This window comes from Streptomyces sp. NPDC093586, assembly GCF_044764905.1.
In the GTDB taxonomy this organism is placed as follows: domain Bacteria; phylum Actinomycetota; class Actinomycetes; order Streptomycetales; family Streptomycetaceae; genus Streptomyces.
On the sequence record NZ_JBIWJA010000080.1, the window covers coordinates 1 to 8,260 of the forward strand.

At 74.9% G+C, this 8,260-nt stretch carries 10 protein-coding genes and 1 pseudogene; 6 read left to right on the forward strand and 5 right to left on the reverse strand.

The features are described from left to right. Positions 1-338 precede the first annotated feature (338 nt). On the forward strand, positions 339-1,001 hold the full coding sequence (locus ACIRFH_RS36260; protein ID WP_403530765.1) for a hypothetical protein: 663 nt from the start codon (positions 339-341) through the stop codon (positions 999-1,001). Between the two features lie 10 nt (positions 1,002-1,011). Continuing rightward, the gene (locus ACIRFH_RS36265; protein ID WP_403530768.1) at positions 1,012-2,082 is read left to right on the forward strand and encodes a GNAT family N-acetyltransferase; all 1,071 of its coding nucleotides are present in this window, start codon (positions 1,012-1,014) and stop codon (positions 2,080-2,082) included. Here the strand turns inward: ACIRFH_RS36265 and ACIRFH_RS36270 are convergent. Both ACIRFH_RS36270 and ACIRFH_RS36275 read right to left on the reverse strand, forming a co-directional pair. Then, positions 2,064-2,345 (reverse strand): DUF4031 domain-containing protein, encoded by a 282-nt coding sequence (locus tag ACIRFH_RS36270; protein ID WP_077797992.1) that lies wholly within the window; start codon positions 2,343-2,345, stop codon positions 2,064-2,066. The two genes, ACIRFH_RS36265 and ACIRFH_RS36270, sit on opposite strands and share 19 nt — an antisense overlap. Positions 2,346-2,355: 10 nt before the next feature. After that, positions 2,356-2,739, reverse strand: a complete 384-nt coding sequence (locus tag ACIRFH_RS36275) for a hypothetical protein (RefSeq protein WP_403530773.1) — start codon at positions 2,737-2,739, stop codon at positions 2,356-2,358. Positions 2,740-2,794: 55 nt separating this feature from the next. On the opposite strand from ACIRFH_RS36275, the gene ACIRFH_RS36280 reads away from it, so the two are divergent. The 4 genes from ACIRFH_RS36280 to ACIRFH_RS36295 all read left to right on the forward strand — a co-directional run bounded on the left by ACIRFH_RS36280 (position 2,795) and on the right by ACIRFH_RS36295 (position 6,896). Continuing rightward, complete coding sequence (locus tag ACIRFH_RS36280) at positions 2,795-3,793, forward strand: MurR/RpiR family transcriptional regulator (protein ID WP_403530775.1); 999 nt, start codon at positions 2,795-2,797, stop codon at positions 3,791-3,793. 129 nt (positions 3,794-3,922) lie between these two features. Continuing rightward, positions 3,923-4,858 carry an N-acetylmuramic acid 6-phosphate etherase gene (murQ, locus tag ACIRFH_RS36285; protein WP_403530779.1) on the forward strand — a complete coding sequence of 312 codons (936 nt, stop codon included), beginning with the start codon at positions 3,923-3,925 and terminating at the stop codon, positions 4,856-4,858. Between the two features lie 15 nt (positions 4,859-4,873). Next, positions 4,874-6,367 (forward strand): PTS transporter subunit EIIC, encoded by a 1,494-nt coding sequence (locus ACIRFH_RS36290; RefSeq protein WP_403530782.1) that lies wholly within the window; start codon positions 4,874-4,876, stop codon positions 6,365-6,367. Then, a complete protein-coding gene (locus tag ACIRFH_RS36295) occupies positions 6,315-6,896 on the forward strand; it encodes a hypothetical protein (RefSeq protein WP_403530784.1) in 582 nt (193 codons plus the stop codon). Before ACIRFH_RS36290 ends, ACIRFH_RS36295 begins: the two co-directional genes overlap by 53 nt. Before the next feature lie 5 nt (positions 6,897-6,901). On the opposite strand, the gene ACIRFH_RS36300 is transcribed toward ACIRFH_RS36295, so the two are convergent. The 3 genes and pseudogenes from ACIRFH_RS36300 to ACIRFH_RS36310 all read right to left on the reverse strand — a co-directional run. After that, positions 6,902-7,474 (reverse strand): dihydrofolate reductase family protein, encoded by a 573-nt coding sequence (locus ACIRFH_RS36300; RefSeq protein WP_403530786.1) that lies wholly within the window; start codon positions 7,472-7,474, stop codon positions 6,902-6,904. A gap of 91 nt (positions 7,475-7,565) precedes the next feature. Then, entirely contained in the window at positions 7,566-7,931 is a 366-nt protein-coding gene (locus ACIRFH_RS36305; RefSeq protein ID WP_403530788.1) for a hypothetical protein, read from the reverse strand. 5 nt (positions 7,932-7,936) lie between these two features. Further along, positions 7,937-8,128: pseudogene (locus ACIRFH_RS36310) on the reverse strand (carboxylesterase family protein); the annotation flags it as partial. Between the last annotated feature and the right edge of the window lie 132 nt (positions 8,129-8,260).

Genomic DNA, 8,260 nt, shown 5'->3' on the forward strand with positions numbered 1-8,260 from the left:
GACCCGCTGGGCATCGGTCACCGACAACGGCGGAATCTTCGGACCCGGACGACTCATACCGAACCAACGACGAATCTCCGACTCAGGTCACTAGTGCCGCGGCAGGCGACGTTCGCCCCGTCGCGACGCCCGGCACGCTCCCCCGGAGGGAGTGCCCCCACTCGCCGCACCGGCCGGAAGCCCGCGTACGTACGGTACGAGGGCTTCCGTCCGGCACTCCCCCAGCCTCCGGCCGGGGGAACCCCCGGAGCACGCACCGGACGCCGCTCCTCACCGGGCGAACGTCGCCTGCCGCGGCACTGGGCGGCCGACCGGGCCGATCGCGGGAGAATGAGCGCATGGCCGATCTCGACGCCCTCCGTGCCCGCTGGCTGCGCGCCCTCCTCCCGGCACGGGACGGCGCCTGCCACCCGGATCCGTACCGGTACGCCGACGCGTTGCTGCGCCGGTGGTCCGAACCCCAGCGGCGCTACCACACGCCCGCCCACCTCACCGCGGTCCTGGACCACGTCGACGTACTGGAGGAGTACGCCGACGACCCGGACGTGGTCCGGCTGGCCGCGTGGTTCCACGACGCCGTGTATCTGCCCGAGCGGTCCGAGAACGAGGAGCGGTCGGCCCGGCTGGCCGAACGCGCGCTGCCCGAGGCCGGGGTCTCGGCGGAGAAGACCGCCGAGGTGGCCCGGCTGGTGCGGCTCACCGTCTCGCACGATCCCGCCGACGACGACCGGAACGGCCAGGTGCTGTGCGACGCCGACCTGGCGGTCCTCGCCTCGCCGCCGAGCGCGTACGCCGCCTACACCGCGGCCGTCCGCGAGGAGTACCACTTCGTGCCCAACGACGCCTTCCGCGCGGGCCGGGCCGCGGTGCTGCGCCAACTCCTCGCCCTTCCGGGGCTGTTCCGCACGCCGTACGGGCAGCGGGAGTGGGAGGCGACCGCGCGCCACAACCTCGCAGGCGAGCTGGAAATGCTCTCGCTCGGGGAGGGTCCGACACCGTAGCCTGCCCGGCATGCGGACCATGGGCGGGGACCAGGTGGAAGAGGCGGTGGCAGACGCGGTGGCGCTGCTGCGCACGGCGACGGACCGGGACTGGGAGGGGACGCGGGCCGGACGGCTGGAGTGGAGCTGCCGGTACACGGCGGAGCACATCGCGGACGACTTCGTCTTCTACGCGGGCCAGCTCGCCGGACGCGCCGTCGACACCTGCGTCCCCTTCGAGATCACCCTCGACGACGGCACCGACAACGCCGGCGTCCTCCACGTGATCGAGACCACCGGCGCCCTGCTCGCCGCCACCCTCCGCACCACCCCGCGCGAGGTCCGCGCCTTCCACCCGTACCCCTTCCGCAGCGCGAACCGCGAGGGCTTCGCCGCGATGGGGGTCACCGAGGTGCTGGTGCACACGCACGACATCGCCGAGGGCCTGGGCCTGACGTACGAGCCGCCCGCCGGGCTGTGCGAGGACGTGCTGACCCGGATCTTCCCGCACGTCCAGCCCGGCCCCGACCACTGGCGCACCCTGCTGTGGGCCACCGGCCGCGGCGAGCTGCCCGGCCGCGCCCCGCTCACCGAGTGGCGGTGGAACAACAACCTCGTGATCCCCACCGACCGCCTCACCCTCCAGGGCGTCACCCCCGCTGCCGCCGCCGACCTGGCCGCGGGGGGCGACGGCGGGTTCGCGTGGGTCGACGGCGGACCGTACCAGGGCACACGGGACGGCGCCGGGATCCTGCTGAAGGCGTACGAGGCGGGGGTGCACCGGCCGGAGTGGGGCGTGTTCACGCTCGTGCGGACGGAGGACGGGCGCGCGGTCGGCGGGATGGGCTTCCACGGCGCGCCCGACGAGGACGGCCGGGTGGAGATCGGCTACGACCTCGCCGAGGCCGCCCGGGGCCACGGGTACGCCACCGAGGCCCTGCGCGCGCTGTCCGCGTGGGCGCTGGAGCGCGAGGAGGTGACGTCGGTGTTCGCGACGACCGAACCCGGCAACACGGCGTCCCAGGCCGTCATCGCGCGCGCCGGTTTCACGCGGGTCGCGGGGGACGACGAGGAGCAGTTCGCCTACGAGCTGCGCCGCTGACGGTCCCCGCCCTTGCGCCGCCGCAGCCCCGCCCCGTGCAGCAGCCGCACCACCTCGCGGCTGCTGACCTCCAGGGCGCCGGCGGACACGGCGTCCGCGTACCGGTGGGCGGGGAGGTCGTAGTGGTCGCGTTCGAAGGCGCGGCGCGGCACGCCCAGCGCCTCGGCGAACGCGTGGAGTTCGGCGTAGGAGACGTCGCTGACGAGGTGTGACCACAGGCGGCCGTGGCCCGGCCAGGTGGGCGGGTCGATGTAGACGGTCACCGGGGCGTCCTCACGACGACTGCATGCCGCCCGTGGCGGCGCCCAGCGAGCCGACCGGCGCGACCTTCACCCCTGCCTTGCCGCACACCCAGTGCGGATCCGGGCCGAGTTCCGGCTCGACGTCCAGCGCGTGCGGGTCGCCGGAGCCGCACACCGGGCACAACGGCCAGCGGCCGTACCGCTCCAGCAGCGCGTCCTGGACGTCCTGCGCGACCAGCCCGGCCACGAACTCCACCCCCTCGGGCCACTGCTCGACCCACCAGCGCCGCTGCACGACGGAGTCCTCGACGAGCGACACGACGTCCGCCTCGGCCACCTCGCCCGCCACCAGGTCGGCGAGCACGAGGGCGCGAGCGGCGTGCAGGGCCTGCTCCAGGGGGCTGATGGGGTCCATGCCCCCATTGTGCGCACTCTTGACCCGCAGGCCGAAACGAAAATATCTTTCATGAGTGACCGATGACGTGAAGAAAACTTTCGCGAGGGCCGGGAGCGGCGGAAGGGCCGGGAGCGACGCGGGTGCCGCGAGCGCGTCGCCGGTCCCCCGTGCCGCCGGGGGCACCGGCGCGCCGCCCGCGCCCGCCGCCCTCGCGGCCAAGGTGCGCACGCTGGCGCCGTCGATGACCCGCTCCATGCAGCGGGTCGCCGAGGCCGTCGCGGGCGACCCGGCCGGCTGCGCGGCCCTCACGGTCACCGGCCTCGCCGAGCTGACCGGCACCAGCGAGGCCACCGTCGTCCGCACCGCCCGCCTGCTGGGCTACCCCGGCTACCGCGATCTGCGCCTCGCGCTCGCCGGGCTCGCCGCACAGCAGCAGTCGGGGCGCGCACCCGCCATCACGACCGACATCGCGGTCGACGACCCGATCGCCGACGTCGTCGCCAAACTGGCCTACGACGAGCAGCAGACCCTCGCCGACACCGCCGCGGGACTGGACACCGTCCAGCTCGGCGCGGCCGTCGCCGCCCTCGCCGCCGCCGGCCGCACCGACGTGTACGGCATCGGCGCCTCCGGGCTGGTCGCCCAGGACCTCACCCAGAAACTCCTGCGCATAGGGCTGATAGCCCACGCCCCGAGCGACCCGCACCTCGCCGTCACCAACGCGGTGCAGCTGCGCGCCGGGGACGTCGCCCTCGCCATCACGCACTCCGGGTCGACCGGGGACGTCATCGAGCCGCTGCGGGTCGCCTTCGAACGCGGGGCGACGACCGTCGCGATCACCGGCCGCCCCGACAGTCCCGTCACCCAGTACGCCGACCACGTGCTGACCACGTCCACCGCGCGGGAGAGCGAACTGCGACCGGCTGCGATGTCGTCGCGGACCAGTCAACTGCTGGTGGTGGACTGCCTGTTCGTGGGGGTGGCGCAGCGGACGTACGAGTCGGCGGCGCCGGCTCTGGCGGCGTCCTACGAGGCGTTGGCCCATCGGCATGGTCATCGCGGCAGACCGTAGGGCTTGATCGTCGTGGGCGGCCGGCGGCCGAGTGCGGCTGGTCGCGCCCACGCGGCGGAGCCGCATATCGATACAGCTCCGCGCCCCTGGGTTAGTACACCGACCGAAGTGGAAAAGGGCCGTTCTCCCATGACCTCACCCCCCCATCACCCCGATCTCCGTTCCCAGTTGGAGACGCTGGCCACCGAGGCGTTCCGGCCCGAGCTGGCCGAGATCGACCGGTTGTCCACCCTCGACATCGCGCGGCTGATGAACGGCGAGGACGCCACCGTGGCCGCCGCCGTGACCGCGCGGCTGCCCGAGATCGCCGCCGCCGTCGACGCCGTCGCCGCCCGGATGAGCCGCGGCGGCCGGCTGGTCTACGCGGGCGCCGGGACGGCCGGCCGGCTCGGTGTGCTGGACGCCTCGGAGTGCCCGCCCACCTTCAACACCGCGCCGGGGCAGGTCGTCGGCCTGATCGCGGGCGGTCCCGAGGCCATGGTCACCTCCGTCGAGGGTGCCGAGGACTCCGCCGAGCTGGCCCGCGCCGACCTGGACGCCCTCGCCCTCACCGCCGACGACACGGTGGTCGGCGTGTCCGCCTCCGGCCGCACCCCGTACGCCGTCGGCGCCGTCGAGCACGCCCGCGCGCTCGGGGCGCTGACCGTCGGCCTGGCCTGCAACGCGGGCAGTGCGCTGGCGGCCGCCGCCGAGCACGGCATCGAGGTCGTCACCGGCCCCGAGCTGATCACCGGCTCCACCCGGCTGAAGGCCGGTACGGCGCAGAAGCTGGTCCTCAACATGCTGTCGACGATCACGATGATCCGGCTCGGCAAGACGTACGGGAACCTGATGGTCGACGTCCGCGCCTCCAACGAGAAACTGCGCGCCCGCTCCCGCCGTATCGTCGCGCTCGCCACCGGCGCCGGGGGCGAGGAGATCGAACGCGCCCTGGCCGCCACCGACGGCGAGGTCAAGCACGCCATCCTGACCCTGCTGGCCGATGTCGACGGCCCGACGGCCGCCCGCCTTCTGGAGGACTCCGGCGGTCGCCTGCGTGCCGCGCTGGCGGCGGCGAAGGACTGACCGCACGCTCGACGGGTGCACAAGGACCATGCCAAGGACCCCCACGCCACGGCCGCCGCGCTGCTCCCCCTGGTCGGCGGCCCCGCGAACGTCACCTCCGTCGCCCACTGCATGACCCGTCTGCGCCTGGGCCTGGCCGACCGGTCCCGGGTGGACGACGCGGCGCTGCGGGCGCTGCCCGGCGTGCTCGGGGTGGTGGAGGACGACGGGTCGTACCAGGTGGTGCTGGGCCCGGGGGCGGTCGGGCGGGTGACGGAGGCGTTCGAGGTCCTCCTGGCGGCCGGCGGCGGCACGGCGGACGTCCTCGCACGGCGCGGGGCCGAGCTGAGGGCCCGGCAGAGGCGGCGCAACGCGACGCCGCTGAAGTCGGCGCTGCGGCGCGTCGCGAACGTCTTCGTGCCGCTCATCCCGGCCCTGATCGGCTGCGGCATCGTCGCCGGTGTCGCCGGGCTGCTCACCAACCTGGGACGGCTGCCCGGCCTCACCCCCGCCCTGGCGGCCGTCTCCTCCGCCTTCATGGCGCTGATCGCGGTGTTCGTCGGCCTCAACACGGCGAAGGAGTTCGGCGGAACGCCCGTCCTGGGCGGCGCGGTAGCCGCCGTCGTCGTCCACCCAGGCGTGGCGAAGGTGACCGCGTTCGGCGTCGCGCTCGTCCCCGGCCAGGGCGGTGTCCTCGGCGCGCTGGCGGCGGCCCTGCTCGGCACGTACGTCGAGAAGTGGTGCCGCGCCCGCCTCCCCGGCACCCTGGACGTGCTGCTCACCCCGGCCCTGACGGTGCTGGTCGCCGGCCTGGTCACGCTGTACGTCCTCATGTACGCGGCCGGCGAGGTCGCGACGGCCGTCGGCACGGCGGCGGGCTGGCTCCTGTCGACGACGGGCGCCCTGGCCGGCCTCGTCCTCGGCGGCCTCTTCCTCCCCCTGGTGATGCTGGGCCTGCACCAGGCCCTCATCCCCATCCACACCACGCTCATCGAACAGCAGGGCCACACCGTCCTGCTGCCCGTCCTGGCCATGGCGGGCGCGGGCCAGGTCGGCGCGGCGGCGGCGGTCTACGTCCGGCTGCGCCACGACACGTCCCTGCGCGCGACGATCAGGTCGGCGCTGCCCGCCGGGCTGCTGGGCGTGGGCGAACCGCTGATCTACGGCGTCTCGCTCCCCCTCGGCCGCCCCTTCCTCACCGCCTGCGTGGGCGGGGCGGCGGGCGGCGCCTTCGTCGGCCTGTTCGCGATGCTCGGCACCGACGTGGGGGCGACGGCGATCGGCCCGTCGGGCTGGGCGCTGTTCCCGCTGCTCGACGGCGGCCGGGGATGGGCGGCGACGGCGGGCGTGTACGGCGGCGGGCTGCTCACCGGGTACGTGGTCGGGTTCGCGGCGACGTACTTCTTCGGGCTCGGCGACAGCCTGCGGGCGGCGGAGGCGGACGGCCTCGCCGGTGCCGTGTGCGACCCTGAGGAACATGAACCACGCCCAGCTGACCGCCCTGGGCCGCGCCCTGCGTCTCCTCGGTGAGCACGGCGAGGCCCTGACCGCCGACACACCGGACGCCAAGCTCCACGAGATCCGCGCCGACCTGAAGCGCGCGCTGGACCGGCTGGAGGAGGGCGTCACCACGACGGCCCCCAGCACCCGCTGCCCCGAGCATCCGAACGGGCCGGTCGACGAGGCCGCCCCCGACCTGTGCCTGCTGTGCGAGACCCGCCGCCGCGCCGCCCGCCGCGCCGAGTACAACGGCGGTCCCCTCCCCGCCCGGCCCGCCGACCCGGCCCCGTCCCGCTACGGCGTGCGCGGCGACCGCCCGCAGCCCCAGCAGCGCTGGCTGCCGGAGCTGTGGAACGGCCAGACGTGGCAGCTGTGCGGCACCCCGCGCCGGGACCGCCGCGAGGCCGAGCTGTACATCGCCGCCCTGCTGCGCGCCCCCCGCGCGGCCACGGCCTACCGGCTGGTGCACGAGTTCACCGACTACGAGGTGCTGCGCGTGTGGGGAACGCCGGTGCGGGTGGACATCGAGCCGATGGGCGGGGGCGGGCCCCTCGGCTGAGCGGGTCAGCGGACGACGTCGAAGACGTTCTTCTGGATGCCGTTGGCGTACGCCTCGTGCTCGACGAGCCTCAGCTTCTGGGCGTCCTTGTCCGTGTCGCTGAACAGCCGCTTGCCCGCGCCGAGGAGCAGCGGGAAGACGAGCAGGTGGTAGCGGTCGATCAGGCCGGCGTCCGACAGGGCCCGGCCCAGGGTGGCGCTGCCGTGCACGATGATCGGGCCGCCCTCGGTCCGCTTCAGCGCGGCGACGTCGTCGAGCGAGCGCAGGATCGTGGTCTCGCCCCAGCCGTCCACCAGGTCGCCGTCGGCGAGGGTGGTGGAGACGACGTACTTCGGCATCGCCTTGTAGTCGGCGAAGTCCGCCATGTCCGGCCAGACCGCGCTGAAGGACTCGTAGCTGACCCGGCCGAGCAGCAGGGCGCCGGCCTCCTTCTGCTCCCGGCCCTTGATCTCGAACGCCTCGGGGAGGAACTCGACGTCCTTGAAGGTCCAGCCCGCGTTCCGGTAACCGGGCTCGCCGCCGGGCGCCTCCACGACGCCGTCGAGCGAGACGAAGGCGGTGCTGATCAGGGTGCGCATCTGGTGGTCTCCTGGCTGTCTCGTGCTTGCGGGTGGCCCGTGGTGTGCTCCTGCTGTCCGACCGCGGCGCTCGCGAAAACTCATCGGCCGCTCATCGGCCGCCGCGCCGGCCGGCGTCCGAGCGGGCCGGCCGGAGGCCCGAGACGACGACGAGCACGCCCGCCAGGCCGTGGGCGGCCCACAGACCGCCGGTCAGACGGTCGTGCGACGCCCGCTGCTCCTGGGCCTTCCTCTGCTGGTCGTACGTCCGGGTGCCGGCCGACCGGCCGTCCGCGAAGTCGTAGAGGTCGCACGTCTCCCCCGGTCGCATGGGGCCGGACCTCTCGGCGTCACCGTACTCCGTGATGATGCCGTCGCAGCGCGGGGTGCCGTCCGCGGCCGCCGCCCGGCTCAGGAAGTACGCGCCGACGGCCACGGGCACCAGGAACAGGGCCAGCAGCAGACCGCGGACCCTCACGTCCCCGGTGCGCCGGTCCGGTCCTCGAACCCCAGGACCTGCGGGGGCGGCGGCCCGAACGCGTACGCGTCGCGTACGCCGTCCCAGGGCCGGGCCGGACACGGGGCGGCGAACCGGGCGTCTCCCACCGGAGACCGGGCGGACGGGATGCCGCGGAAGACGGTCGGACCGTCCTCCCACCGTCCGGGGGCCCCCCCCCCGGGGGGGGGGGGGGGGGGGGCCCCCCGGGGGGGGGGGGGGCGGGGGGCCGGGGGGGGGGGCCCGGGGGGACGCTACAAAAAAAGGGGGGGGGCCGCCCCCCGGGGGGGGGGGCGGCGGGGGGTGGGCAA